This is a genomic window from Chitinilyticum litopenaei DSM 21440, assembly GCF_000428145.1.
In the GTDB taxonomy this organism is placed as follows: Bacteria; Pseudomonadota; Gammaproteobacteria; order Burkholderiales; family Chitinibacteraceae; genus Chitinilyticum; species Chitinilyticum litopenaei.
In genome coordinates this window covers 32660-59513 of the sequence record NZ_ATZJ01000024.1, presented here as the reverse complement: position 1 = coordinate 59513, position 26854 = coordinate 32660, and the positions used below count along the sequence as shown (strand labels likewise).

General features: G+C 61.0%; 24 protein-coding genes. 10 read left to right on the top strand and 14 right to left on the bottom strand.

Going from position 1 to position 26854, the window contains the following annotated elements:
* Positions 1-856: 856 nt before the first annotated feature.
* From C515_RS0110765 to cysB, 10 genes are all read right to left on the bottom strand, one after another.
* Complete coding sequence (locus C515_RS0110765) at positions 857-1315, bottom strand: hypothetical protein (RefSeq protein ID WP_028455546.1); 459 nt, start codon at positions 1313-1315, stop codon at positions 857-859.
* Positions 1312-2637: a phosphatase PAP2/dual specificity phosphatase family protein gene (locus C515_RS20635; protein WP_051304851.1), complete on the bottom strand. Its 1326-nt coding sequence runs from the start codon at positions 2635-2637 to the stop codon at positions 1312-1314. Before C515_RS20635 ends, C515_RS0110765 begins: the two co-directional genes overlap by 4 nt.
* A 93-nt stretch (positions 2638-2730) precedes the next feature.
* A complete protein-coding gene (locus C515_RS0110755) occupies positions 2731-3213 on the bottom strand; it encodes a hypothetical protein (protein WP_028455545.1) in 483 nt (160 codons plus the stop codon).
* Positions 3214-3224: 11 nt separating this feature from the next.
* Positions 3225-3722, bottom strand: a complete 498-nt coding sequence (locus C515_RS0110750) for a hypothetical protein (protein WP_028455544.1) — start codon at positions 3720-3722, stop codon at positions 3225-3227.
* Between the two features lie 57 nt (positions 3723-3779).
* Positions 3780-5567, bottom strand: a complete 1788-nt coding sequence (locus C515_RS20630; RefSeq protein ID WP_051304850.1) for a bifunctional alpha/beta hydrolase/class I SAM-dependent methyltransferase — start codon at positions 5565-5567, stop codon at positions 3780-3782.
* A gap of 37 nt (positions 5568-5604) precedes the next feature.
* Positions 5605-6246 (bottom strand): lysophospholipid acyltransferase family protein, encoded by a 642-nt coding sequence (locus C515_RS20625; protein WP_043649124.1) that lies wholly within the window; start codon positions 6244-6246, stop codon positions 5605-5607.
* Positions 6247-6248: 2 nt separating this feature from the next.
* Positions 6249-7262 (bottom strand): hypothetical protein, encoded by a 1014-nt coding sequence (locus tag C515_RS0110735; RefSeq protein ID WP_028455543.1) that lies wholly within the window; start codon positions 7260-7262, stop codon positions 6249-6251.
* A 14-nt stretch (positions 7263-7276) separates the two neighbouring features.
* Positions 7277-8236, bottom strand: a complete 960-nt coding sequence (locus C515_RS0110730; protein ID WP_051304849.1) for a phosphatidate cytidylyltransferase — start codon at positions 8234-8236, stop codon at positions 7277-7279.
* Positions 8226-8837, bottom strand: a complete 612-nt coding sequence (locus tag C515_RS0110725) for a CDP-alcohol phosphatidyltransferase family protein (protein ID WP_028455541.1) — start codon at positions 8835-8837, stop codon at positions 8226-8228. The genes C515_RS0110730 and C515_RS0110725 overlap by 11 nt, the downstream gene beginning before the upstream one ends.
* A 154-nt stretch (positions 8838-8991) precedes the next feature.
* Complete coding sequence (gene cysB / locus C515_RS0110720) at positions 8992-9930, bottom strand: HTH-type transcriptional regulator CysB (RefSeq protein WP_028455540.1); 939 nt, start codon at positions 9928-9930, stop codon at positions 8992-8994.
* Positions 9931-10068: 138 nt separating this feature from the next.
* Between cysB and C515_RS0110715 the strand changes: the two genes are divergently transcribed.
* The 9 genes from C515_RS0110715 to C515_RS0110675 all read left to right on the top strand — a co-directional run bounded on the left by C515_RS0110715 (position 10069) and on the right by C515_RS0110675 (position 19586).
* The gene (locus C515_RS0110715) at positions 10069-10866 is read left to right on the top strand and encodes a sulfite exporter TauE/SafE family protein (protein WP_211234040.1); all 798 of its coding nucleotides are present in this window, start codon (positions 10069-10071) and stop codon (positions 10864-10866) included.
* Positions 10867-10929: 63 nt separating this feature from the next.
* The gene (locus C515_RS0110710) at positions 10930-11613 is read left to right on the top strand and encodes a phosphoadenylyl-sulfate reductase (protein ID WP_028455538.1); all 684 of its coding nucleotides are present in this window, start codon (positions 10930-10932) and stop codon (positions 11611-11613) included.
* A 198-nt stretch (positions 11614-11811) separates the two neighbouring features.
* A complete protein-coding gene (locus tag C515_RS0110705; protein WP_028455537.1) occupies positions 11812-12693 on the top strand; it encodes a glucosamine kinase nucleotide-binding domain-containing protein in 882 nt (293 codons plus the stop codon).
* Positions 12694-12701: 8 nt separating this feature from the next.
* The gene (locus tag C515_RS20620) at positions 12702-13445 is read left to right on the top strand and encodes a GntR family transcriptional regulator (protein ID WP_051304848.1); all 744 of its coding nucleotides are present in this window, start codon (positions 12702-12704) and stop codon (positions 13443-13445) included.
* 373 nt (positions 13446-13818) lie between these two features.
* On the top strand, positions 13819-15072 hold the full coding sequence (locus C515_RS0110695; protein WP_028455536.1) for an ABC transporter substrate-binding protein: 1254 nt from the start codon (positions 13819-13821) through the stop codon (positions 15070-15072).
* A gap of 183 nt (positions 15073-15255) precedes the next feature.
* Positions 15256-16518 carry an ABC transporter substrate-binding protein gene (locus C515_RS0110690; RefSeq protein ID WP_028455535.1) on the top strand — a complete coding sequence of 421 codons (1263 nt, stop codon included), beginning with the start codon at positions 15256-15258 and terminating at the stop codon, positions 16516-16518.
* Positions 16519-16617: 99 nt separating this feature from the next.
* A complete protein-coding gene (locus C515_RS0110685) occupies positions 16618-17508 on the top strand; it encodes a carbohydrate ABC transporter permease (RefSeq protein WP_028455534.1) in 891 nt (296 codons plus the stop codon).
* Positions 17509-17534: 26 nt separating this feature from the next.
* The gene (locus tag C515_RS0110680; protein WP_051304847.1) at positions 17535-18434 is read left to right on the top strand and encodes a carbohydrate ABC transporter permease; all 900 of its coding nucleotides are present in this window, start codon (positions 17535-17537) and stop codon (positions 18432-18434) included.
* 48 nt (positions 18435-18482) lie between these two features.
* Positions 18483-19586, top strand: a complete 1104-nt coding sequence (locus C515_RS0110675; RefSeq protein WP_028455532.1) for an ABC transporter ATP-binding protein — start codon at positions 18483-18485, stop codon at positions 19584-19586.
* Between the two features lie 307 nt (positions 19587-19893).
* Here the strand turns inward: C515_RS0110675 and thrC are convergent, their stop codons facing one another.
* From thrC to C515_RS0110660, 3 genes are all read right to left on the bottom strand, one after another.
* A complete protein-coding gene (thrC, locus tag C515_RS0110670; RefSeq protein WP_028455531.1) occupies positions 19894-21339 on the bottom strand; it encodes a threonine synthase in 1446 nt (481 codons plus the stop codon).
* Positions 21340-21546: 207 nt separating this feature from the next.
* A complete protein-coding gene (locus C515_RS0110665; protein ID WP_028455530.1) occupies positions 21547-22854 on the bottom strand; it encodes a homoserine dehydrogenase in 1308 nt (435 codons plus the stop codon).
* Between the two features lie 93 nt (positions 22855-22947).
* The gene (locus C515_RS0110660) at positions 22948-24174 is read right to left on the bottom strand and encodes a pyridoxal phosphate-dependent aminotransferase (protein ID WP_028455529.1); all 1227 of its coding nucleotides are present in this window, start codon (positions 24172-24174) and stop codon (positions 22948-22950) included.
* A 135-nt stretch (positions 24175-24309) separates the two neighbouring features.
* Between C515_RS0110660 and C515_RS0110655 the strand changes: the two genes are divergently transcribed.
* The gene (locus C515_RS0110655) at positions 24310-24678 is read left to right on the top strand and encodes an Mth938-like domain-containing protein (protein ID WP_028455528.1); all 369 of its coding nucleotides are present in this window, start codon (positions 24310-24312) and stop codon (positions 24676-24678) included.
* A 208-nt stretch (positions 24679-24886) separates the two neighbouring features.
* Here C515_RS0110655 and acs read toward each other — a convergent pair whose 3' ends face one another.
* Positions 24887-26854 (bottom strand): acetate--CoA ligase, encoded by a 1968-nt coding sequence (acs, locus tag C515_RS0110650; RefSeq protein ID WP_028455527.1) that lies wholly within the window; start codon positions 26852-26854, stop codon positions 24887-24889.

Here is a 26854-nt window from a genome sequence, read left to right as displayed (position 1 = left end):
CCCGGCGGCGTCCCGAAAGCCCATGCTGTCGAGCATCTGCTTGAAGAGCACCAATCCGCCCCAGGCGGTGACCTCGCGGTTGCTGAAACTGATCGAAAACCCATCTCCCTGCAGCGGCAGCCCGGCCATGTCTACCTCTTATGTGGCTGATTCATGAAGGTTATTGCTAATGGAATCCATTAGAAATGCCCCGGCTTGATGCCGTAGCGAAGACCCACTGCCTTGCCGCAAGCTTGCCTCAAATGCTTGGGAAATGGCTAATGGATAATCTGGGTTGAATGTGGTCGAGCCCTGTCGCTGTTCCTGTCTTGGCGGCTGCATGCGCTGCACTGGGGCGCACAAACAAAATCGCCGTACCCTTTCGAGTACGGCGCCAATGGAGGAATGAAGAAGCTCTTGCAAAAACAAACTCCCTGAGCCGCGATCTGCCTGAGGAAGGAACAGATCTTGGCTGCGACGGAGGTCCCGCTCCGCCCATCGCTGTTTGTGCTCACAGATCGGTGTGACCACCCGGTGCGCCCGAACGGGGGACGGTGCTTTGTCCCGAGGCGAGCGCTGCTCAAGCCGTATTGCGTTTTGGGCACGGTGCCCGGTGCAGCGATGTGCGTAATGTAGTGATTCCATTCGCATGAACCCATACAGCGTTCACCCTAAGGTCATTGCCGCTCTGCAGCATATGCTGATTTTCTGTCTGAGTTTTCATGGGTATATTTACGTGGCCATTTATCCATAATGGCTTCGACTATATACGCTGCATGGTATTTGCAGATTCGCCTTGCTCTTCGCTGCACTGCACAGGGGGTTGGCCGATGAGCGGCAGGTTTTCGTGTGGTTTTCGTATTTTTTCGCGACGAAATCAGAGGAAAGCCAGACTTGCCGAGTAGGTAATCAGCCCCAGCCAGAATGCGGCCGTCAGTGCCAGGTAGCGCTGCATGAGCCGGCGTGTGCCATCGAGCCGCGCCGCCAGCGGACAATCGGGGCGCGGCGGACGTGCGAAGAGCTGTTGCAGATGGGCGTCCAGCGCCGGGCAGTCCGTCTGCTGGTGGCCCAGCAGGCGGAAGTAGCCGGCATCCAGCTGCAGGCGCCAGCCCAGCAGGGCCTGACTGGCCAGTACCAGCAAAAGCAGGGTCACTGCCGCCGGATGCGGTGCGGGCCAGACGATGCCTGCCAGCACGGCGGCCAGCAGGCTGGCCAGGCCCAGTGGCTGGCAGCTGGCCAGCGCGCTTGCCATCAGTAGCGCGGCTTCTGCATCCGCCCGTCGCACGGCTTCTTCATCTGCCTGCTCAGCATCCGGCATGGCCTCGCGCGGCGTCATGCGCGTGCCTCGCCGGCGAGCAGGGCCAGCCGGGACTGCACTTGCGGGGAGAAGCGGCTGTGCGGCCGGCGCGCGCGGATGCTGGCGCAGGCCGCAGCGGCGTCGTGCGCCAGTCCGCGCTGCAGCAGCCAGGCGGCGGCGACGGCGCTGCTGCGCGACAGGCCCAGCGCGCAATGCACCAGCACCGGCTGGCCAGGATGGGCCTGTACCAGCGCATCCAGCAGGCTGGCGGCTTCGCGCAGCTCGTGCGGCGCCGGCGCCAGCAGATCAAGCAGCGGGTACTGGCGGTAAGCGCAATCGGCATGCGCCAAGCGCGGGTACTCGGCGGTGAGGTCGAGCACGGCGGCAAAGCGCGTCTCGCGCGCGGCGGTGATCGGCCCAACCCACAGACCGGGTACGATCTCCTCAGCGCCGGGCAGGCGGCGCAGGAAATAGCCGCGGGTGATCACCGCGCCCCAGCGGTAGGGCGCGGTGAGCCAGCTGGCGGCAATGCGCAGGCGGCCTTCCACCTTCTGGAAGACCTGCGGGCCCAGCCCGGTGTAGGCCAGCGCGACCACCAGCAGCGCCGCCGCCGGCCACAGCAGCAGCCAGGCCCAGCCTTGCAAGATCAGCGCCAGTGCGGCAAAAGTGGCTGCGCCCAGCAGATAGCGGCCGGCCAGCTGGCGCGCGCGGCCCGCATCGGCGCTACGCCAGTGTCGCCAGCCGGCGGGCGGCATCGGCAGCAGCCAGCACACCAGCACGCCCATGGCGACGCCGGTGGGGATGTCGAGCACATGATGCTGCCAGGTGGTGAGCACCGACAGACCGATCAGCACGCACCACAGGTGCAGCAACGGCAGCCAGCGTGCCGGCAGATGCGCTGCAAAGCGCAGCCAGATGATGAAGAGCAGGCCGATATGCAGCGACGGGGCCTGGTTGAAGGGTTTGTCGAAGAGCCCGAGTGCTGCGAACAGCTGGCCGAACAGCCCGGCGACCTCGGGCCGGTCCCAGCCAAAGCGCAGCGGCCATAGCACGAAGCACAGCGACGAGAGCGCGGTCGCCAGCAGCAGCCGGCAGGCCTGCGTGCGGATCTCAAGGCGCGTCGTGCCGATCAGGATGGACACGCCGTACATCAGGTCGATCGACCAGTAGGGAATGATGGTCCACGGCCAGAAGGGAATCAGCGCGCGCTCCCAGGCAAAGGCGATATTGCCTACGGCATCGGCGGGCAGCGTCGCCGCATACGCGTTGGCCTGGCCGTAAAACAGGAAAAAACCGGGTGCGGCGATGGCCAGCCACAGCAGCGCATGGCCCCAGGGATGACGTGAAGTCGGTGTGGTCATGGCGGCTCCTGTCTGGCTGGCCGATGGGTATGGGCTTGCAGCCTTTTACTGGCTTGGGCTGTGTGGCAATGGGGTGCGATGTATTGATCAGCGTCAGCAGATTTCCGCACGCAGTTGCAGTTCGCTGCACAGCATCAGGTACTGGGTGATTTCGCTGCTGCGCACCAGCACGCACTGCCAGGGTTCCTCGGCATTCACCGGCTTGCCAAAGCTCGCCAGTGCAAACTGCGGGCCCAGGTCCTGCTGGATCAGCTTGAGCGCCTTGTCGGTTTTCAGGCCAGTCAATTCGTCCGGATCCAGCTCCAGCCCGTCGTCAAAGCTTTCCCAGACCTGCGCGTACAGCTCATCGAGTTCTGGCGCGCAGAACAGCAGGTCCGGCGGCAGCAGGTGGATCAGCACCCATTGCCACCGCGGCATGCCGGTGTCGGCCGTGTAGCCATACACATCGTACTTGGCCTGGTAATCGGCCGGATTGTCCCGCGCGGCCTCGACGGCGGCGACAATGGGGCGGGCATCGTCGGCGTCCATGAAGCCACCGGAAATCAGATTGATCAACTCATTGATGCTGGCGGCCATCGCGGTCTCCCTCAGATGGCTGCGACGCTGAAGCCCAGCGCGCTGGCCAGTTCGGCAAAGCGCGCCACTTTGGCGCTGCGCACCAGCACGGTCTGGCGGCGCGCGTCGACGGGCTGGGCGAAGTCGAGCAGCGTGTAGCTGGGCGCCAGCTCGGCGCGAATGTGCTGCAGCGCCGTGGCGTCGTCGAGGCCTGCCAGCGCCTCGGGGGCCAGGTCCAGCTCGTCTTCGCCAAAGGCGTCGGTGATTTCGGCGTAGATCGCTGCCGGCGTGCTGCCGCGAAACACCATGCCGCCTTCGAGCTGCTCGAGCAGCACCCATTGCCACAGCGGCATGGCCGCCTCACCCAGCCTGGCCTGGAAGGCGGGATAGCCGCTGGCGCTGTCCGCTGCCAGATAGGCGTCGGCATCGGCGGCGGCCTTGCCGACTTCCGCGCTCAGCGCGTCAAGGTCGGCGGCATCCAGGCCGCCGTCGGCGAGGATTTCAAACAGTTCGTGGATTTGCTGTTGCATTGCGGTAGTCCTTCATCATGTGCGGGTGGCGGCGCGGGGCCGCGGCTCGCGCGCAGCTTACGCGTTTTCGCGCGCTTGTGCAGCGGCGGGGGCGCTGGCGCGGCGCCGTGCCAGCGAGACGGTGAACACGCCCCATTCGTCGATGCGCTGTTCGAGCTTTTCAAAGCCGGCGGCTTCGACGAGCTGGTCCATTTCCTGCTGCGTGCGCCGGCGCATCACCCAGGCCTGGCCGTCCTTGTGGCTGGTGAGCGTGCGCGCGATCAGTTCGATCTGCGGGTGCCAGGGCTGGTTGGTGTAGACCAGATAGCCGCCTTCCGGCACGGCAGCCGCCAGGCCCGCCAGCGAGTCCTTGATCGGCGCATTTTCGGGGAACAGCTCATAGAGGCCGGACACCACGGCGATGGTCGGCTGCGGATCGAGTGTGGCGAGGCTCTCGCGGTCAAACGCATTGCCCTTGGCAAAGCGCGCGACGTGCTGCATGCCGCGGTCGATGATCATCTGCTGGCCGGCCTGCACATTGAGGTCGCTGTAGTCGCGCAGCAGGATGCTGGTAACCGGCAGGCGGTTTTTGGTGATGGCGTCCATGATGTAGCGGCCGTGGCCGGCGGCAATGTCGACGATGCGGATCTCGCGGCCTGCTTCGTCGAGCTGGCGGATGGCCTTGGCGATCAATTCTTCGAGATTGATCTTGCGCTGGCGGATGCCTTTCCAGCCGACGCTGTCGAGGTAGGCGCGGTCGCCCAGCTTGCCCAAGAGCGTCGTACCCCTGGCTTCGTTGCGGTACACGTAATCCAGCGTGCTGCCCGAATCGAAGCCGGTCTTCAGGCCCAGCTTCACGCCTTCCGACAGGCGTCCCAGCGTGGCGAGCGAGCGGCGGCTGATGCCGAACTGCCAGCGCTTCAGGCTGGTAATGGGCAACGGCTGCTGCAGGCTGGTGTATTCCTTGTGGGTGTAGCCCTCTTGGTCGGCGCGGGTCAGGTCGGGGCTGGCAATACCCTGTTCGACGCGGCGGATGAAGTTGCGGATCAGCACGAAAGCCTGTTCGCGGTTCAGTTCGCCCAGCGTGTCGTGATAGAAGCCCGGCAGTTCGTGCTTCTCCTTCACCTCGCTGCCCAGCTTGTCGTAGAAGGCATGCTGCGGGCCGTGGTGGACGACGAAATCGGCGCCGGAAATCAGCAGCTGGGTCGGCACGGTGATGGCGCCGGCGTCGGCAATCACCCGTTCCGCCGTTTCGTAGAGCGCCAGCAGGATGTTCACCGAAATCGGCCGGGTGATCAGCGGATCGTTGTTGTAACTGGCGATGCGCTCCGGGTCGTGCGTGAGGTATTTGGCCTTCACGTAGGAGTTGACGAAGAAGTTGCCGCGCAGCTTTTCCAGCAGCTTCAGCCCCGGCCGGGCGGCAGGAACGTAGAGTTTCACCTTGAACGCCGGCGCGGCGAGCACCAGCGCGCGGATCTTCGGTGCGTAGTCGTGCACCCAGGTGGCCGCCAGCACGGCGCCGACGCTTTGCGCGATGACGATGATCTCGTCCTGAGCGTAGCCGTATGTGTCGCCGATGTGCCGCACGAAGCAGTCGAGGTCGCGCACCGTGCTCCCCAGGCTGGGCGAGAAGCCGCGCGGGCCGTCGTTGCGGCCATGTCCGCGGCAATCCCAGGCAAAAAACGGCGTATCGGCAAGCCCCAGTTCATCGACGATGTGCTGCACGCGACCGGAATGCTCATGCCCGCGGTGCAGCAGCACGATGGCACGGCGCGGGGGCTGGGCGTCCGTGATGGCCGGCCAGTGGCGATAGAAAAGCGGGCTGTTGTCGAAGGTGGTGAAGCGGTTTTCGATGGCGCTGCGCATGCGGCGTTTACTCCTTGGTTGGGTATTGCCATAGGGACTAGTCCTGATAAGGGCTGGATGGCAATACCTTGTCACGCAATTGCAAGAGGCAATCACGCAATCCTTGCTTGAATGCCTGGCGGTTTTCCTGCCAGTGCTGCGCGCGGCCCACGGCCACGTCGACAAAGAAGGGCACCGGCAGCCACTGTCCACGCCCGAGCGCGCGGCCCAGGCCGTGCATGTAGACGGGAATGACTGGCGCGTCGCGAAACTCGCCGGCCAGGTGCCAGATGCCGGATTTCACCTCCGAGAGCACCTCCGGCTCGCCGCGCGTGCCTTCCGGAAACAGGATGAGGATGCGTCCGTCAGCCAGCGCGTCGCGGCAGCCGGCGAGCGGGTCGTCGCCCTTTTTGGTGCCGCGCTTGACCGGGATGATGCCGACCACCTGGGTGGCGAACCACGCCACCAGCGGGTTTGCCAGAAAGTAGTCGGCGGCGGCGGCCGGCTGGACGTTGCGGATCACCGCGAGCGGAAACAGTGCGTACAGCGTCAGGATGTCCAGATGGCTGTTGTGGTTCGCCACGACAATGGCCGGGCCGGTCAGTGGCAGGCGTTCCTGGTGGCGAATGGTCAGCCCCAGCCACAGCCTGACCACAGGACGGGCGACGAGCAGGACGAAAAGGACGCGCAGCCAGGGCATGATCAAGCTGGACAAAGCTTGGCGTTCACGTTGTTGGCCAGGTCGCTCTTGAATCTTTCCACATCTTTCTGAAATTTCATCCGTCCCGCGTCCCGGTATTCGATCAGATGCATGTAGGGCAACGGGGCGGCCAGAATCTTGTTCATGTAATCCAGCTCGGCAGGGTAAACACGCCATTGTTCTCCCCTGGGGTAGCTGTTTTCAGCCTGCCAGATTTCGAATTCTTCACAAAAGCTGGCATGTTTGGGCCGGGTAAGCTTGGCAAAGAAATCTTCGCCAAGCAGTCTGGCGCAGTGGTACAGACCATGAATCTCAATGGCAAAGCATTTTTCGACTTTCTTCATCAGATAGCCCCGTTTCTGATGGGCTAGGCAGAGTTGTTGCAGGTATTCGCTGGCGGCGTTGTCGTCGCGCTGCACCAGTGCAATGAAATACAGCACAACGTAGCGTTCCCACAGGGTGAGCTTGCCAATACCGTGGCCGGGTCTGCCTGTTTCGAGGAAGTGCTGTGCTTTGGCAATGGCTTCTGTTTGCAGATCATCCTGGCTGTAATAGATCACCTTCAGCAGGTTGACTGCATTCTCGGTGTAAAAATGACCTGCCGAGTGGGGCAGGGCCAGCGGAAAGAAATGGTCGATGATCCCAAAATCATTGCAGGCAAAGGCTGCCAGTGCTTTGGGAAGAAGGCTGCAATGATCTGCGCTGCTAACAATGGTGGCAGAATCCAGCAGGTTGTGCCGCGCGTTTTGCCAGATGGCCTTGTTCAGCAAAGCGCAATCGTCTTGCTCAAAGGCCTGCAGGTAGGCAAATACGTTCAGATCACAGAGTAAACGTATATGAAGTGTGGTTTTGATTGTGCTGCCATCGATTTGGTCTGCCAGATGTTCTTTATGGATGTTGTGTTCCCAGACCAGTAATTCTTCATGGTTGCGTGGCGGGTAGTAATAGCCCCATTTCTTGAATGATTCTTCAGTGGCAGCCAGGTAGTGTTTCAGGTAGCTCTTGGTGATTTTCATGGTGGGTCTTGCCCTTAGAAGTACAGATAGCGCACGTAGTGGAAAAACAGCGGCGCGGTATAGGTCAGCGAATCGAGCCGGTCGAGGATGCCGCCGTGGCCGGGAAGCAGCGTTCCTGAATCCTTCACGCCGATGTCGCGCTTGACCGCCGAGATGACGACGTCGCCGATAAAGCCCGACACGCCGATCAGCAGGCCCGCCAGCGCGCAGTGCAGCAGGCTCATCGGTGTGAGCCAGGGGCCGATCAGGCAGGCGAGCAGCGTGGTGGTCGCCGCGCCGCCCAGAAAGCCGCCGACCGTCTTGTTCGGGCTGACCGTGGGGGCGATCTTGCGCCGGCCGGTGGCCTTGCCCCACAGGTATTGCGCGACATCGTTGCTTTGCGTGAGGGCGACCAGGAAGAACAGCAGCGACGCGCCGTGGCCGACCGGCGCGCGGTTGCTGACCTCGGGCAGGATGAGTAGCGCCGGCAGGTGCGAGAGGCTGAACACGGTAAGCATCAGCGCCCAGTGCAGGCTGGATGCCGCACGCAGGAAACCGCGGGTTTCGCCAATCAGCACCATGCGCATCGGCAGGATCAGGAAGGCGTAAACGGGGATGAAGATGATGAACATCCCGTACCAGTTCACGCCGAGCCAGAAATACTGGAAAGGGATGCTCATGTACGCCCAGAACAGCACCACATGATCGGCCTCGCGCGTGGCCGACAGCGTGAGGAATTCCTTGAAGGCCAGAAAGCTCACCAGTGCGAAGACCGTGAGCGCCAGTGCCTTGCTGCCCAGCAGCGTCAGCGCGAAGATCCCGACGATCCAGTACCAGGTGCGCACACGCTGCTCAAGTTCCAGCCAGTTCTTTTGCGGCTTGCGGCGCTTCAGCAGGGCGATGGTCAGCGAGGCGACCACCAGCAGCACGCCGACGACGGCCAGCCCCCAGCACAGCGGCGCGGGCAGGCTCGGATTGATCCAGTCATTGAGCATGGGCGACCTCGGCGAGCATGGCGCAGCAGCGCTTGATCACTGTCAGCGCGAGCAGAAGGCTGACCACGGCAAAGACCCACTCCGCGACGTGGGCCGCTGCCGGATGGAGTGCATAGGCCAGCGCGAAGGCGCCAAAGACCAAGGCCCGGTCGCTTTTGCCCATCGGTCCGTCGTAGCGGCGCGATGCGCCAAGCAGGGGGCCGAGCAGGCCGGCGAATTCGCTGAGCAGGGCGAGAAAAATGACGGCAAGCAGCCATGGGACGGCATCCGGGGCGATCAGCAGGAAGGGCAGGAAGAGCGCCGTGTCGGCAAGCACATCGCCAATTTCATTGAGAATCGCGCCCAGGGGTGACTGCTGGCCGAATTCGCGGGCCAGCATGCCGTCCATGGCATTGAGCGCCATGCGAACGAAGAGGAAGGCCGGGAGGATGAGCCAGGTCAGCGGCGTGCGGGCAAAAAACAGCAGAGCACCGACGGCGATGGACAGCAGCAGTGCCAGCAGTGTGATCTGGTTGGCGGTGACGCCCGCGCGTGCCAGCCCCGCCACCATGGGCCTTAAAAAATTCTGGAAGCGCGGCTTAAGCGAATAGATGGAAGGCATGACAGTACCCGGTCAGAAACTGAGCGGATTGAAGCATGCGCGCCGGCCTGCCGGCAATGCAGCAGGCCACTTTATGCCAGGAGGCTAAGCGAATGCGACACTGCGGCTCACCGCGTGAGCCGTGCGTGGCCTGGAGGTGAGAAAGTGAGCGTGCTCACTCCTCGTCAGGCTCGCACAACAGTGCGGCCTGCACGACCTGGCGGGTAAGGTGCGGCGCGAACAGTTCGATGAAGTCATAGGCGTAACCGCGCAGATAGGCATCCTTGCGCACACCGATGTGGGTGGTGGACTTTTCGAACAGATGGCTGGCGTCGATGGCCGCCAGGCCGTGATCGCGCTCGGGCTCGAAGGCCATGCCGGCCAGAATGCCAATGCCCAGCCCCAGGCCGACATAGGTCTTGATGACGTCGGAATCGATGGCGGTCAGCACCACATTGGGTTCCAGACCGGCATCCTCGAAGGCTCGATTGATCTTCGAGCGGCCGGTGAAGGCAAAGTCGTAGGTGATCAGCGGATGGGCGGCGACGTCGGCCAGGGTGATCGGGCGCTCCAGCTGCGTCAGCGGATGGCCTTCCTGTACGACGATGCAACGGTTCCAGTCGTAGCAGGACAGCATCGCCAGTTCACTGTAGTGATCGATGCCTTCGGTGGCGATGGCCAGGTCAGCCAGGCCTTCGACGACCATTTCGCTGATCTGGGTCGGGCTGCCCTGCTTGATCGACAGGCTGACCTTGGGATAGCGCTCCAGAAAGGCGTGCACGACCGGAGGCAGCGCATAGCGGGCCTGCGTGTGGGTGGTGGCGATGGTCAGGCTGCCCCCTTCGACGTTGACGAATTCTTCGCCGACACGCTTGAGGTTGCGTGCCTGCATCAGCATCTGTTCGGCGATGCGCAGGATTTCGCGTCCCGGCGCGGTGACGTCAACGACACGCTTGCCATTGCGGATGAAGATCTGCACGCCCAGTTCGTCTTCCAGCAGGCGGATCTGCTTGGAGATGCCGGGTTGCGAGGTGTGAAGCTTCTCGGCGGCTTCGGATACATTCAGGCCCTGCTTGGCGACTTCGACCAGGTAGCGTAATTGCTGCAATTTCATGGCGCGCTCCAAATAATCGGGGGCTATTAAGTTCTAACTTCTATTTATAAAGGATTATAAGGTTCCTTTGCTATCATTGTCATCCGGCCGCCCATTCGGGCGGTCTTGGTTTTCATTGGCAAGGCATACGGAATCGACATGGAATATGGCTACATCATTGCCGGCTTTGCCGTCAGCTTCATTGTCGGCATGACCGGTGTGGGCGGCGGTTCGCTGATGACGCCGCTGTTGCTGTGGATGGGGGTAACCCCGGGCACGGCCGTCGGGACCGATCTGCTGTATGCTGCCATCACCAAGGCCAGCGGCATTGTCGCGCATCAGCGCAACCGCAATATCGACTGGGGCATCACTGGCTGGCTGGCGCTGGGCAGTGTGCCGGCGGCGGCGATCACGGTCTGGGCGCTGCACGGCATCCATGCCGATACGCAGACGGTGAACATGGTCATCAAGCTGGCGCTGGGGCTGGCACTGCTGCTTACCGCAGTCGCCCTGGTCTGCAAGAAGGCGCTGCTGGCTTTTGCCCAGCGGCATGCCGCTGACTGGCTGAATCTGCCGCCAGGCAAGCTGAAGGTGGTCACGGTGCTGGTCGGCGTCGTGCTGGGTGTCATCGTGACGCTGTCGTCGATCGGTGCCGGTGCGCTGGGCACGCTGGCGCTGTTCCTGCTCTATCCCCTGCTGCAGACCAATCGCCTGGTGGGAACCGAAATCGCCCATGCCGTACCGTTGACGCTGGTGGCGGGTCTCGGGCATGCCGGTCTGGGTAATATCGATTGGGTATTGCTCGCTACCCTTTTGATTGGTTCGATTCCAGGCATATACCTGGGTAGTCAGCTCACTGGCCGCATTCCCGACCACTGGCTGCGCCCGGCGCTGGCCACCATGCTGGTCATTGTCGGCGTGTCGCTGGTCAAGCCCGCGCTGGCGGCGCTGGCCTGATCTCGCAATTGCGGGCATGATGCCGCGCATTCCCGATTTGAATTGTTTTTCCGGAGTTAACGCATGGACCTGCAAGCCAAACTCGACCAAACCCTGGACGTACTCCAGCAGATCGACCGCGATTTCAGTCCCGCCGTCTTCGCCAACTCCTTTGGCGCCGAAGACATGGTGCTGATGGATCTGATTGCCAGGCACAATCTGCATATCGCAGTGTTCTCGCTGGACACCGGGCGCCTGCCGGCCGAAACCTATGCGCTGATGCAGCAGGTGGCCGAACGCTATCCGGCGGCGCCGGTGCAGGTCTACTTTCCGGACACTGCCGCGACCGAGCAGTATGTCAACACGCACGGCATCAATGGCTTCTACCAGTCCATCGAGTTGCGCAAGGCCTGTTGCCATGTGCGCAAGATCGAGCCGCTGCAGCGCGCGCTCAAGGGCAAGAAAGCCTGGATTACCGGTCTGCGCCGCCAGCAGTCGCCCACGCGCACCGATTTGGGCTTTCGCGAATACGATGCCGGCAATGGCCTGGAGAAATTCAATCCGCTGATCGAGTGGACCGAAAAAGAAGTCTGGGCCTACATCAAGGAAAACAACGTTCCCTACAACGCCCTGCATGATCAGCATTACCCGTCGATCGGCTGTGCCCCCTGTACGCGCGCCATCGCCATGGGCGAGGATGTCCGTGCCGGGCGCTGGTGGTGGGAAGATCCCGAAAACAAGGAATGCGGCCTGCACGTCAAGCGCTGATCCCCGCACCACACAACGCCCGCTTTGCCGGGCGTTGTCGCTTTATCAGTATTTGTTGCATTTGCATTGATGCAGGTCGTTGACGCGAGGCTGGCGGCTGACTAGATTGGACGATTCCTTTATCGTGTGCGGGTTGTCTGCGCATAGAAAGACAGTCAAACAAGAATTTGCGGATTTGAGGCGTGTGAGGAGTAGTCCATGAGTGAAGTGAAATACCTGATTGGTGTCGATGGCGGCGGTACCGGTACCCGGATCGCGATTGCCGGATTGGATGGCGTCGAGCTGGTGCGTGCCGAAGCGGGGGCATCGGCGCTGGGGCAGGGCATCGACAAGGCTTGGACCAATATCACCGCAGCCATCAAGGATGGCTTTGCCAGGCTGGGTTTGGGTGACGTGCCATTTTCCCAGTGCGCGGTCGGTTTTGGTTTGTCCGGCGTGACCGTCAAGGCCTGGGCCGACGAGTTTGCTGGCAAAAACCCCGGTTTTGCCCGCATCGCGGTTGAAACCGACGGTTTTTCCACTCTGCTGGGTGCGCATAATGGCGAGCATGGCGGCATCATCGCCATCGGCACGGGCTCGATCGGCGAAGCCTGGCTGCCGGATGGTGCCCGCCTGGAAGTGGGGGGCTGGGGCTTTCCGACTTCGGATGAAGGGTCGGGCGCCTATCTCGGCCTCAAGGCCATCAACCACGTGCAGCGTCTGATGGATGGTCGTCGTGAGCTGACCGATTTCGGCCGCAAGCTGCTCTCGATCACCGGTGACACTCGCGAGAAGGTTTTCGAGTGGATGGGCAAGATGAAGCAGGGCGAATGCGCCTCGCTGTCGCCGGTGGTGGTCGAGTTCGGCGAAAGGGACGAGGTTGCCAAGTCCTTCCTGCTCGACGCTGGCCGTGAGGTTGAAATCATTGGCCAGGCTCTGCGCAAGACTGCACCGGAGCTGCCGCTGGCCATCTGTGGCGGTGGCTTGTCGGAAGCCTTGCGCCCCTATATTCCGGCGGGTTTTCTTGCCACAACCAGTCGCGCGCAGAAGGATTCCTGCGCCGGCGCACTGATCCTGATCCATCGCATCGCCAAAGCCTGATGGCAGGCATGACACCGGCTGTCGAGACCGAGCGCCTCGCCGTCTTGCGTCCCGATTTCGATAGCCCGGTCCCCCTGTATCTGCAACTCAGCGAGCGACTGGCGGCAGCCATTCATGCCGGTTTCTGGCGGGCCGACGAAGCCCTGCCATCCGAGCGGGCGCTGACCGAGTTGCTTGATGTCTCGCGCGTGACGGCGCGCAAGGCGCTGGATCTTCTGTGCGAGCGGGGCCTGATTTCCCGGCGTCACGGCTCGGGCACCTATGTCGCGCCACAGCTGGAATCCTTTCTGTCGCGTTACCGCACGGTTGAGCAAATGCTGGCGACGCGTGGCTTCCCGGTGCAGCCGGAAAAGCTGGAATGTCTGGCCGATCTGGCCGATCAGGACGAAATGCTGGCGCTGGGTCTGGCCGCGAATGCACGGGTCTGGCGCATCAAGCGCTGGTTTGTGGCTGGCGACGTTCCGTTTTTCTTCGAACGCGCCTCCCTGCCCGTAAGCATTCTGGATGAGGAATGCCCTGGTCGCGAAGGGGAGTGTCTGGATCGCTATCGGGCAAGTGTTGTACGGGTGATACAGAAAATTACAGCGGTGCCGGCGTCGCCAGCGCTGGCGGCCTGGTTTGGTCTGGGAGCCTGCGAGCCTCTGCTCTCGCTTGTGCAACAGGAATTTTCTTCGTCCGGACAGGTGGTTGTCTTTGCCGAACAGCTGTTTCGGGGGCGGGACTACAGTGTGCTCGCCGATCTGCGTAAATAAGGATTTGATATTACAGCGTTTATCCCCGCCCTCGCTTGAGCTGTTGTAGTTTTCGCGAGGGTGTGGGCGTGGCAGGGCTACAAGCCTGCATCGCTAGGCTGGTCGCCGGGTTGTCTCTTCCGGCAAGTCACGGCCGGCAAGCTTCGATGGCTTTGCTGACGATGTGCTTGCGCATTCATCCGACTGCCCGGATGTGCTGTTTGCGCTTGTTGGGAATTGCGGTAATCTCGCCGCGTAGGGTGTTTCACTGATTATTGTCGGGCAGACACGCTGGCGATCACAGCGCAAATTTCGATCACCAGCGGCCAAGTGTCCCGAAGAGACTCTTCTGCCCCGAAACACATTAATTTCTCGTTGACTTCAGGGAGTTGGCATGAATTTCAAGCGTTCCGTTCTTGCAGGTGCCGTGCTGTTTGCCGCATCGATGGTGACTGCACAGGCAGCCGAAAAGGTTAAGGTTGAATACTGGTCCAATAGTCTTTCGCCCAAGTTCGATGCGGTGATGAAAGACCTGACCGCGAAATTCAATGCCTCGCAAACCCAGGTTGAGGCCGTGTGGGTTGATGTGGGCTGGGATGCCTTCCAGGCGCGTGTGGTAACCGCAGTCGCTTCCGGCAAGGTGCCGGGTCTGGTTAATCTGCCCAAGCCGTGGATGGATGATTTCGCCCAGAAAAAGATGATCGTGCCGATCACCAAGGAAGCGGCTTCTTTCAAGAATGTCTACACCAAAGGCGCCCTGGCTGATGTGACCTACAACGGTCAGCAATATGGCCTGCCCTGGTATCAGGTCACTGGCGTACTGTTCTACAACAAGGATCTTTTCGCCAAGGCCGGCATCAAGGAAGCGCCGAAGAGCTTTGACCAGTTGCTCGCGGCCGCCAAGCAGGTAAAGGAAAAGACCGGTGTGACCGGCTTTGCGCCCAAGCTGCAGGATGGCTTTTCCGGCTGGTTCCTGTATGACGGTCTGCCGCTGCTGAAGGACAACAAGGCTGTCTTCAATAGTCCCGCTCACGTGAAGCTGCTTGAGAAGTTTGCCGCAGCCTACAAGGATGGCTCCATTCCGAAGGACGTCTTCAAGATGGGCTTCGAGGAGCAGATTGCTGCATACAACGCCGGCAAGATCGCCATGTTTGCCGAAGGCGCGCACGCGCTGAAGCGCACGCAAACCGACTCCAAGAAGATCTATGAAGCAACCGGCGTGGCCGGCTTCCCGCAGGGTGCGGGCAAGACGCCGTTTGGCGGCTTTCTGTTCCTGTGGTCGGTGCCGAAGGGCTTCAAGGATGTCGATGCCGCCGTCAAGCTGGGCCAGTTCCTGACCAATGACGAATCGCAGCTGGCGTTCGCCAAGGCGTCTTCCACCTTCCCGTCGACCAACAAGGCGCTGGATGATGCCTACTTCCAGGCTGGTGCCAAGTCCGCCGATCCGGTGCAACAGGCGACTGCCGTTGCCGCGACACACATCAAGGCTTCGCGTACGCTGACCATCTCCGGCCTGCCGGATGAAGCGGCAATGAACAAGAAGCTCAACGATGAAGTGGAGGCTGCCGTGACTGGTCGCAAGTCGGCCAAGGAAGCGCTGGATGCGGCCGTGGCAATGTGGAACGAAAAACTCGCAGCCAAGAAGTGAGTGCAAGGTAAGGAAGTGTGTCGCAAACTTGCACAGGTATGCGGCACATCAAGTTTTGTGACGGGAGTTTTCTGGTAGACTCGCGTCACAAATAAAATCCGCAAAGCCCCAAGGGCGGAAGTGGGTAGCAATACGCAAGGAAGCAATTCCTGCAATTTGTCGATAACTCAAGAGGAAGACAAAATGAAGCTGAAGAAGATGTTGACCGTTGGCGCTGCAGTGTTTGGCCTCGGCCTCGTTGCTGCACAAGCTCAAGCCGCTGACAAGGTCAAGCTCGAGTTCTGGACCATGAACCTCGCTCCGAAGTTCGAGCCGTACTTCAAGCAAGCCGTAACCAAGTTCAACGCCGCCAACCCGACTCTGGAAGCTGTATGGGTTGACATGAACTGGGATCAAATCCAGCCGAAGCTGATCGCCTCCCTGGCTGCTGGCAACCCGCCGGCCCTGGTTAACTTCAATGTACCCTGGGTTCACGAATTCGCTGCCCAAGGCAACATCATCCCGCTGGATCAATACCTCGGCGCTGACAAGGCTGTCTACAGCACCCAAGCCCTGGCTGACGTGACCATCAAGGGCAAGGTTTACGCCTTCCCGTGGTACAACTCCGTATCCATCATTGCGTACAACAAGGAAATCTTCGAAAAGGCTGGCGTGAAGGCTGACCAACTGAAGTCCTTCGACGCACTGCTGGCCGCAGCCAAGCAAATCAACGAGAAGACCGGCGTTGACGGTTTTGCTCCGAAGATGTCCGACCCGATCGGCATGTTCTACTACCTGGGCCTGCCGGTTGTTGAAAACGGCAAGGCTGTCTTCAACTCGCCGAAGCACGTAGCTGCCGTTCAGAAGTTTGCTGATCTGTACAAGGCTGGCGCCATGCCGAAGGACATCTTCAAGATGGCCTTCGAACAAGAAATTGCTGCCTTCAACAGCGGCAAGATCGCCATGATGACCACCGCTCCGCAAGCTCTGAAGCGCACCGAAACCGATGCCAAGGCTGTTTACGAGAAGACTGGCGTTACCCAGTTCCCGCTGGACGCAGGCAAGATGTCCTTCGGCGCCTGGATGATGGACTTCGTGATTCCGAAGGGCTTCAAGAACCCGGCTGACGCTGCCAAGCTCGGCAAGTTCCTGACTGGCGACGAACAGCAACTGCTGTTCTCCAAGGCTACCGAAACCACCTTCCCGACCACCAAGAAGGCTAACCTGGATCCGTACTTCCAGGCTGGTGCCAACAGCAAGGACGTGGTTGAACAGGCTCGTGCCGTAGCTGCCAAGTCCATGGACGGCGCTCGTACCCTGACTCTGGCCCCGGGAACACTGCCGGACGAAGCTGCCATGCAGAAGAAGCTGGCTGACGAGTTCCAGGCTGCCGTTGAAGGCCGCAAGCCGGTCAAGGCTGCTCTGGACGCTGCTGTTGCCGCTTGGAACGAGAAGCTCGCCAAGTAATAGTTAGTATTACTAGCTCGCTGCTCTAAAAACAGGGCCGTCTTTCGGCGGCCCTGTTCTATTTCCGACAAGATCAATAAAACACAGTCGAGTTACGCCGTGAAAAACTCCAGCAGTTACACCGCCGTTGCCTATCTGTTCTTGGCGCCAGCCTTGATCCTGATGGCCATCTTTACCTTCTGGCCGGTAGGTTACAACACCTATCTGGCGTTCCAGGATTATGCGATTGCCGATGGCACCGCAACCTGGAACGACTTTGCCCACTTCAAATACATTTACGAAGAAGAGCTGTTTCACAGTGCACTGAAAAACTCGCTGCTGTATCTGCTGGTTGTTCCGTGTATCCAGCTCGCCGCTCTGGTCATTGCCAAGCTTGTCAACAACAAGCTGCCGGGCATGACCTTCTTCCGTGCTACCTACTACATTCCCGTCATCACCGCCATCTCCGTGGCTGGCGTGGCCTGGGCATTCGTCTACAAGTATGACGGCATGCTCAACGGCTTCCTGACCTGGATCGGCCATGCACTCGGCATGCTGCAGGGCGAGTTCACCCGTGTCGAAATCGACTGGATCGGCAATCCCGACATCGCGATCTACTCCGTGATGGTCTTCACCTTCTGGAAGGGTCTGGGCTACTACATGGTGCTCTACCTTGCCGGCCTGCAAGCCATTCCGGCCGAGGTGGAAGAAGCGGCGATTCTCGATGGCGCCAATGCCTGGGACCGTTTCTGGAAGATCACCGTGCCCATGGTCAAGCCGACCATCCTGTTGTGCACGCTGCTGTCGACCATTGCCGCGATGAAGGCCTTCCAGGAAGTGATCGTGCTGACCAAGGGCCAGTCCGATACCTACACCGCGCTGTTCTATGTGTATGACCAGGCCTTCCGCAACTACAACTTTGGCCGTGCCGCTGCTGCCGGTCTGGTAGTGACCTTCTTCTGCATGATCCTGGCGATCATCCAGTTCCGTTTCTTCGGCGACAAGAAATAAAACAGCGAGGAATCCTGATCATGGCAATGAGTAAATCCGTACGACAAGCGCTGGGGCTGACCGGGCATTACGCCGGCTTGATTGCCTTTGCGATTTTCACCACCTTCCCGTTCGTTTGGGCGCTGTGCTCCGGTCTGTCCGTTGACGCCTCCAAAATGTACACCTTCCCGGCCGGTTTCTGGCCGCACGAACCGAGCTTCATGTGGTTCGAGCGTGTGTTCCAGGAAATGCCCTTCCTGACCTACCTGAAGAATTCGACCATCATGTCCTTCTTCACCATCATTGGTGTGGTGGCGATTTCGGTGCTAGCGGGTTATCCGCTGGCGCGCATGAAGTTCCCGGGTCGCGGTCTGATCTTCGTCGCCATCATCGCCACGATGATGCTGCCATCCGAAGTGGGTATCGTGCCGAACTTCATCACGCTCAAGCACTTCGGTGATTTCGGCAACTGGATTCAGGAAAGCATTGGCCTGGGTTCTGACTGGAATATGCGTGCGTGGATTGGTCTGGACAGCTATTTCGGCGCCATCGTGCCGAACTTCGCCGGCGCCTTCGGCATCTTCCTGATGAAGCAGGCCTTCGAAGCCATCCCGCAGGACCTGATCGACGCCGCCCGTGTGGATGGCGCGACCGAAATGCAGATCCTCTGGAAGGTCATGGTGCCGGTTACTGCTCCGTCGATCGCGGCACTGGCGATCTTCACGCTGGTGAACGCCTGGAACGACTACCTGTGGCCGTCCATCGTGATGACCTCCAAGGAAAAGCTGCCGCTGGCCGTGGGCGTGTTCAATGATCTGACCGGTCCGTTTGCGACCTCGGACAACATCCTGATGGCTGCGATTGTGATGACCGTAGTACCGGTGCTTGTCTTCTTTGCCTTCACCCAGCGCTACTTTATCTCCGGCATGGACGGCGCGGTGAAGTAAGCAGGTTACCTACAGAATCCAACACATATAAATAGCAAGGAATCGAAAATGGCTTCGGTTACACTCAAGAACATCAAGAAGAATTACACCAAGGACGTCACCGTCATCAAGAACGTGAGCCTGGACATCCAGGACGGCGAATTCGTCGTCTTCGTCGGCCCCTCGGGTTGCGGCAAGTCGACCATGCTGCGCATGATCGCCGGCCTGGAAGACATCACCGCCGGCGAACTCTACATCGGCGACACGCTGGCCAACGACGTGCACGCGTCCAAGCGCGGCATCGCGATGGTGTTCCAGTCCTACGCCCTGTATCCGCATATGTCCTGCGCCGAAAACATGGGCTTTGCCCTGAAACTCGCCGGCACGCCGAAGGCGGAAATCGACGAGCGCGTGAAAAAGGCCGCCGAAATCCTGGAAATCACCCACCTGCTGGAGCGCAAGCCCAAGGCCCTGTCCGGTGGCCAGCGCCAGCGCGTGGCCATCGGCCGTGCCATCGTGCGCAATCCGAAGGTCTTCCTGTTTGACGAGCCGCTGTCCAACCTGGATGCCGCCCTGCGTCTGAACATGCGTGTCGAACTCTCCAAGCTGCACCAGGAACTGAAGACCACCATGATCTACGTGACGCACGATCAGGTGGAAGCGATGACCCTGGCCGACCGCATCGTGGTCTTCCACGCCGGTCTGATCCAGCAGGTGGGCACGCCGCTCGACATGTATGACAACCCGTCCAACCTGTTCGTGGCCGGCTTCCTCGGTTCGCCAAAGATGAACCTGCTGGAAGCCGAAGTAGTGGCCGCCTCCGCCACGGAAGTCACCGTCAAGCTGCCCAAGGGTCTGCTGGTGCGTGCCGCGGTTGATGGCAGCAATGCCAAGGCTGGTGACAAGGTGACCATGGGCATTCGTGCCGAGCACATGCGCCTCGTCGAGGCCGGCACGCCGGACGCGCTGCCGGCGCGTGTCGACCTGATCGAGCATCTGGGCGACATCGTACTGGCCTACATCGAGATCCCGGGCATCAACCAGATCCTGTGCATGAAGCTGCCGGCTTCCATGACCAGCCTGAAGTATGGCGACGAGATCAACCTGGTCTTCCCGAAGGAAGAAACCATGCTGTTCGATGCCGAAGGTCTGGCCTTCAAGCGCATCCGCTAAGCGCTTTGCCCGACAGAACAAAAAACCCGCGCAAGCGGGTTTTTTGTTGGCTGCGAAGGAGTTCACGCTGCTCCTGCCTGGAGGGTATGTGGCCAGGGGCAATAATGGCATTGGCTTGTGTGCCAATACCCAAAGAAAAGCCGCAGGTTCTGCACTGCGGCTTTTCTGTTTTGCATGGCAGGATTCTGCTGCCATCTTGCTGCCATTGCGGCAGCACACAGCGAAAGACATCTGGCGCAGGTCTGCCCAACAGCATGCCGGCGCGTACCGGGATGGCTTGCGCGGATCAGTTGCGTTTCAGCATCCGTTACTGCTGAGCAGCAGGGGCGATCTTGCTGCGGATGAAGGCCTGTACCGCATGCACATCTGCTTCCAGAATGTCGCAGCGTTGCGGCAATTCTTCGATGCCGTGCAGGTGTTCCGGGCGGGACGGCGCGCGGCCCAATGCTTCGACCATGGTGGCCTCGAACTTGGCCGGCAGCGCGGTTTCCAGGATCACCATGGCGACCGCCGGATCACGGTGGGCCTTGGCAGCCTTGTAGCCATCGGCGGTGTGCGGGTCGATTTCCACGCCATATTTCTCGAACACTTCGCGGATGTGCGCGACGCGCTCAGTGTGACTGCTCTGCTCGGAAACAAAGCCGAAGACATTCTGCATGCGCTCGAAATCGGGCGAGGGCAGGGTAAAGCCTTCGCCCTTCTCGACGCTTTGCCACAGTTCGGCAAGCCGCTTGCTGTCGCGGCCGACCAGGTCGAACACGAAACGCTCCAGATTCGATGCCTTGGCGATGTCCATCGATGGGCTGGACGTTTCCAGCGTCTCCTGGATGGTGCGCGGGCGGTAGGCGCCGGTCTTGAAGAACTCGTCGAGCACGTCGTTTTCATTGGTGGCAACGACCAGTTTGCGGATCGGCAGGCCCATCTGGCGTGCGATGTGGCCGGCGCAGATATTGCCGAAGTTGCCGGATGGCACGCAGAAGTCCACCGGATCACCCACATTCTTGGCGACGGCAAAATAGCCCTTGAAGTAGTACACCACCTGCGCAACGATGCGGCCCCAGTTGATCGAGTTCACCGCACCAATCTTGTACTGCGCCTTGAATTCGGCGTCATTGTTGATCGCCTTGACGATGTCCTGGCACTGGTCGAAGAAGCTCTTCACCGCCAGATTGAAGATGTTCTTGTCCTGCAGGCTGTACATCTGCGCGCGCTGGAAGGGGCTCATCTTGCCGTGCGGGCTGAGCATGAACACGTTGACGCCCTTCTTGCCGCGCATCGCGTACTCGGCCGCGCTGCCGGTGTCGCCCGACGTTGCGCCGACGATGTTGACCTGCTCGCCGCGCACGCTCAGTACGTGTTCAAACAGGTTGCCCAGGAGCTGCATCGCCATGTCCTTGAACGCCAGTGTCGGGCCGTTGGAGAGTTCCTGGATATAAAGATTGTTCTCCAGCTTCAGCACCGGCGTGATTTCGCGGGCGACCAGCGGGTCACGGCCGTTGCAGTACACCTCGGCCGTGTAGGTCTTGTCGATCAGCTTTTGCAGCGTGGCGTGATCGATGTCGTCGACAAAATGATGGATGATGGCAAAGGCCAGATCACGGTATTCAAGGCTGGCCAGTTTCTTCAGTGCGTCGAGCGAGAAGTGCGGATAGATTTCCGGAATCGACAGGCCGCCATCGGGAGCCAGGCCGCCCAGCAGGATGTCGCTGAACGGAAGCGGGGCCATGCCGCCGCGGGTGGAGATGTAACGCATGGGTATGTGCCTGTAATGTAGGATGGGTGGAGGCCACAGGCCGATACCCATCATGGATGGTGTTGCAATGATGGGTATCGCTGCGCTCAACCCATCCTACGTGCTAAGCCATGTTGGGTGCGCAAATCTCGGATTTGCGCACGCGGGGCATCAATCAATTCGGTGCGCAAACCCCTGCGGGATTTGCACACCCTACGATATCGCGAATCAACCGAGGTGTTCGAGGCGCAGCTTCACCACCGGGCCGTTGATCGTTGCCAGCGCTTCGATCTTGGCGATGGCGGCATTGACGTGCTTCTCGATGGCCAGGTGCGTGACGATGATGATGTCGGTGCGGCCGGCTTCGCCCGCTTCCTTTTGCAGCATCGCGTCGACCGAAATGCCGCCATCAGCCAGGATGCGCGTCACATCGGCGAGCACGCCGGCCTGGTCCTGCGCGTTCAGGCGCAGGTAGTAGCAGGTCTCGATCTCGTCGACGGGCAGGATGGGCAGGTCGGCGAGCTTGCTCGGCTGGAAGGCCAGATGCGGCACGCGGTGTTCCGGGTCGGCGGTGTGCAGGCGGGTGATGTCAACCAGGTCGGCAATCACCGACGAAGCGGTCGGCTCGGCGCCGGCGCCCGGGCCGTAATACAGCGTCGCGCCGACGGCGTCGCCCTTGACCAGTACGGCGTTCATGACGCCATCGACATTGGCGATCAGGCGCTTTTGCGGGATCAGCGTCGGCGCCACGCGCAGCTCGATGCCGTTCGGGCGGCGGCGGGTCACGCCCAGCAGCTTGATGCGGTAGCCCAGCTCCATCGCGTACTTGATGTCGGTGGCGTCGAGCTTGCTGATGCCTTCGAGGTAAGCCTTGTCGAACTGCACCGGGATGCCGAAGGCAATCGCGCTCATGATGGTCAGCTTGTGCGCGGCGTCATGGCCTTCGATGTCAAACGTCGGGTCGGCTTCGGCGTAACCGAGGCGTTGCGCTTCCTTGAGCACGTCGGCAAACGCCGCGCCCTTGTCGCGCATCTCGGTCAGGATGAAGTTGGACGTGCCGTTGATGATGCCGGCCACCCATTCGATCTTGTTGGCGGTTAGCCCCTCGCGCAGCGCCTTGATGATGGGAATGCCGCCGGCGACGGCCGCTTCGAAGGCGACGATCACGCCCTTTTCCTGCGCGCGCGCGAAGATTTCGTTGCCGTATTCGGCAATCAGCTTCTTGTTGGCAGTGACCACGTGCTTGCCGTTCTCGATGGCCTTGAGCACGATCTCTTTCGCAATGGTCGTGCCGCCGATCAGTTCGACGACGATGTCGATCTCGGGATTGTTGACCACCGCCAGCGCATCGTCGACGACGGTGACATCCGGGCCGCAGACTTCACGCGCGCGTTCCAGGTCGCGGTTGGCGGCCATCTTGACCACAATCGGGCGACCGGCGCGGCGGGCGATTTCTTCCGCGTTGCGTTTGAGTACGGTTGCCGTGCCGCCGCCGACGGTGCCGACGCCACACAGGCCTACATAGATCGGTTTCATTGCTCGTTTCCTGATTGCCAGTGATGTTGATTGGATACGTTCTTGTGTATTGCTCTGACTGCTTTTATTAGTAAGGGCTCTGGAGGTATACCCTCAGGTGCCGTGGCGCTTGCGCCAGCCGTCCAGGAAGCGCGCGATGCGGGCAATGGCGTCCTGCAGGTCGTCGCCCTGCGGCAGGAAGACGACGCGGAAGTGGTCGGGCTGGTGCCAGTTGAAGCCGGTGCCTTGTACCAGCAGCACCTTTTCTTCCTGCAGCAGTTCCAGAATCAGCTGCTGGTCGTCGCTGACCGGATACAGCTTCGGGTCGAGTTTCGGGAACATGTACAGCGCCGCCTGCGGCTTGACGCAGCTCACGCCGGGAATGCTGGTCAGCAGTTCGTGCGCGATGTCGCGCTGGCGCGCCAGCCGCCCGCCCGGGCGTACCAGATCGTTGATGCTCTGGTAGCCGCCCAGCGCGGTCTGGATCGCATACTGCGCAGGGACATTGGCGCACAGGCGCATGGTCGAGAGGATGTTCAGCCCCTCGATGTAATCACGGGCGATCTTCTTGTTGCCGGAAACGACCATCCAGCCGGCGCGATAGCCGCAGGCACGGTAGTTTTTCGACAGGCCATTGAAGGTGACAAACAGCAGGTCGTCCGCCAGCGAGGCGATCGAGGTGTGCGTGCGCCCGTCGTAGAGCACCTTGTCGTAGATTTCATCGGCGAAAATGATCAGTTTGTGCTGGCGGGCAATCTCGATTAGCGCCAGCAGCATTTCGTCGGAGTACAGCGCGCCGGTCGGGTTGTTCGGGTTGATCAGCACCAGCGCGCGGGTGCGGTCGGTGATCTTGGCGCGGATGTCGTCCAGCGCCGGCATCCAGTCCTGCTGCTCGTCGCACAGGTAGTGGCGCGGCTTGCCACCGGCCAGGCTCACGGCGGCCGTCCACAGCGGGTAATCCGGCATCGGCACCAGCACTTCGTCGCCGTTGTTCAGCAGCGCCTGCATCGCCATCACGATCAGCTCGGACGCGCCATTGCCGATGTAGATGTCGTCCACCGTGACATCGGCAATGTTCTTTTCCTGCGTGTAATGCATGATGGCCTTGCGTGCCTGGAACAGGCCCTTGCTGTCCACATAGCCGGCAGCGGCCGGCAGGTTGCGGATCACGTCCTGCACCACTTCCTCCGGCGCGTCAAAGCCGAACGGCGCCAGGTTGCCGATATTGAGCTTGATGATGCGATGGCCGTCTTCTTCCATCTGCCGCGCTCGCTCCGGTACCGGGCCACGGATTTCGTAGCAGACGTTGAGCAGCTTGTTGGACTTCAGGATGGCTTCCATAAACGGCCTGGGGCTAAGGGTGGGGAAAACCCCATATTCTAGCGAAACTTGCCGGCCTTCGGCGGATGAATTGCGCTGATTCCCGTGGCCCGGGCTGGTAGAATCCGCCCTGTTTTTTATTGCCGCGAGAGACCGATGAAGCTGCACCAAAGCAAGGCTGGCAATCTGAACCAGTTCACCGCCTACGGCGACGATTTTGTCGAGGTCAACCAGCAACGCCACCATGGACCCGTGCTCGTGGCCAGCGCGGCTGTCGTGCCATGGTCGGCGCAGGCGCTGACTGCGCTCGGCCCCACCGAGATCGAAGCCATTCTGGCGCTGAATCCCGAGGTGGTGCTGATCGGCACCGGGAAAACGCTGCGTTTTGGCCATCCGGCCAGTTATGCCGCCCTCAGTGCCGCACGGATTGGCGTGGATTTTCTCGATAACGGCGCACTGTGCCGTACGTTCAACATCCTGTGCGCCGAAGGCCGGCAGGTGGTGGCGGCAGTGCTCTACGACTGACTTTACGCAGGGTATTGTTCTGCAGCTAAAGGCCTGCTGAGGTTGTGGGTCGATACCCGGCTAATTTTTGTTGCGGCCCTTCCGCAGTTCGGTTGCGCCTGCAAGTGCAGGCGCGCTGGTGTAGGTCGGCGCGGCAAGAAAAAACCCCCGCACAAGGCGGGGGCAAAGTGTCTGCCGTGAAAGCAGTTGATACTCGTGTCGGAGCGTCTCAGATGGCGCTCTGGCGCAGTTGCTCCAGAATCGCCGGGTTTTCCAGCGTGGAGGTGTCGGCGGTGATTTCCGCGCCCTTGGCGATGTCACGCAGCAGGCGGCGCATGATCTTGCCCGAGCGGGTTTTCGGCAGGTTGTCGCCAAAGCGGATTTCATCCGGCTGGGCGATCTTGCCGATTTCGTGGGCGACCCATTCGCGCAGTTCCTTGGCGATCTTCTTGGCGTCTTCGCCATCCGGGCGGCTGCTCTTGAGCACCACGTAGGCCACGACCGATTCGCCCTTGATGTCGTGCGGCTTGCCGACCACGGCGGCTTCGGCCACCAGCGGGTTGGCCACCAGTGCCGATTCGATTTCCATCGTGCCCAGGCGGTGACCGGAGACGTTCAGCACGTCGTCGATGCGGCCCATGATCCAGATGTAGCCGTTCTCGTCGCGGTGCGCGGAGTCGCCGGCCAGGTACAGCTTGCCGTTGTAGTCTTCCGGGAAGTAGGTCTTCTTGAAGCGCTCCGGGTCGCCCCAGATCGTGCGCACCATCGACGGCCACGGCTTGCTGATCACGAGGAAGCCGCCCTTGCCGGCTTCCACCGGTGCACCGGATTCATCGACGATGTCGGCGATGATGCCCGGCAGCGGCAGCGTGCATGAGCCCGGCTTGGTGGCGGCCGCGCCCGGCAGCGGCGCAATCATGTTGGCGCCGGTTTCGGTTTGCCACCAGGTGTCGACGATGGGGCAGCGACCGCCGCCGACCACTTCGTGATACCACATCCAGGCTTCCGGATTGATCGGCTCACCCACGGTGCCCAAGAGGCGCAGGCTGGACAGGTCGTAGTTCTTCGGCAGATCGCCGCCGAGCTTGATCAGCGAGCGGATGGCGGTCGGTGCGGTGTAGAATGTGGTGACCTTGTGCTTTTCGATCATTTGCCAGAAGCGCGAGGCATCCGGATAGGTCGGCACGCCTTCGAAGACCACTTGCGTCGCACCGATGCCCAGCGGGCCGTAGGCGATGTAGCTGTGGCCGGTGATCCAGCCCACATCGGCCGTGCACCAGTACACATCGCTTTCCTTGTAGTCGAATACCCACTTCATCGTTACCTGCGTGCCGAGGAAGTAGCCGGCGCTGCTGTGCTGCACGCCCTTGGGCTTGCCGGTGGAGCCGGAGGTGTAGAGGATGAACAGCGGATCTTCGGCATTCATCCATTCCGGCTCGCATTCACCAGCCTGATCCTTGATCAGCTCGTGCCACCAGATATTGCGGGCATCCCAGTGATCCGGCGCATTCTGCGTGCGCTGGAAGACCACAATTTTCTCGACGGAGTCGCAGCCGCCCAGGCCCATGGCTTCGTCGGTGATGGCCTTCAGCGGCGTGGTCTTGCCGCCACGCACGGTTTCGTTGGCGGTGATGACGATCTTGGCGGCGGCATCCTGGATGCGGTCGCGCAGCGCGCCGGCGGAGAAGCCGCCGAATACGACGGAGTGAATTGCGCCGATACGCGCGCAGGCCTGCATGGCGGTAATGGCTTCGACGCCGTGCGGCATGTAGATGACCACGCGGTCACCCTTCTTCACGCCCAGGCTCTTGAGGCCGTTGGCGAACTGGCAGACGCGGGTATAGAGCTCGCGATAGCTGACATGGGTAACGGCACCGTCGTCGGCTTCAAAGATGATCGCGGTCTTGTCGCCGTGCGCAGCCAGGTGGCGATCCAGACAGTTGTAGGAAACATTCATCTCGCCATCTTCAAACCACTTGAAGAACGGGGCATTGCTGTCGTTCAGTACCGTGGTGAAGGGCTTCTTCCAGCTCACCAGTTCGCGGGCCAGGTCGCCCCAGAAGCCGGCGTAGTCACTGTTGGCCTTATCGCACAGGGCGTTGTAACCGTCCATGCCGGATACATTGGCCTTGACGCGGAAATCGTCGCTCGGCGGGAAAAGGCGGTTTTCTTTCAGTACGGAATCGATAGTGCCCAT